This is a genomic window from Bartonella sp. AP150HLJHH (genome assembly GCF_042196385.1).
Lineage (GTDB): Bacteria > Pseudomonadota > Alphaproteobacteria > Rhizobiales > Rhizobiaceae > Bartonella.
In genome coordinates this window covers 1-581 of record NZ_JBHIQC010000139.1, presented here as the reverse complement: position 1 = coordinate 581, position 581 = coordinate 1, and the positions used below count along the sequence as shown (strand labels likewise).

Sequence of the window (581 nt, the reverse complement as noted above, 5' to 3'; positions counted from 1 at the left end):
ACGAGCAACATCAATATCGTGCTTTTGCAACAACAAACGTTGTGTTCCGGGCTCTGCAACATGGCGAATTAAAATCTGCTTCAGTTTAGGCGCTTGTCCCCAATAGTGAGAGCTTGCACGCAACAAAAGAGCTTCTCCAGAGCGCCAACTTTTTAACTGATAAGGACCAACACAAGCAGCATGACTTTTCAAATACTGATTTCCAAAATCGCCATCTTTTTCATGCTTCATAATTGTCTGACGATCAAGCAAAGCTGTTGCCGGACTTGCAACAATATTATTAAGAATGAGCTCTGCTGGATAAGGCTTATCAAATTTCATCACCACTGTTTTCTTATCTGGGGCTTGCAAAGCATCATCAACATTTTGCTCTGTAATTCCATATTCATTAAAAATTGCCGCATTACCCATCTTCAATTTGACAATCCGCTTCATACTCCAAAGAAGATCATTGGCATTGGCTGATCGACCATCATTAAACTTCAAACCATCACGTAAATGAAAAGTAATCACCGTACTGTGATCATCACCTGAAACATCCCAATGTGTTGCTAAAGCGGGAACCATTTTAGCAGGATCAT

The 581-nt window shown here is 40.4% G+C and carries 1 protein-coding gene; it reads right to left on the bottom strand.

Annotated features, from left to right (window positions below):
• The coding region (locus tag ACFING_RS10105) for an ABC transporter substrate-binding protein (RefSeq protein ID WP_375630848.1) at positions 1-581 on the bottom strand (581 nt) is incomplete at both ends.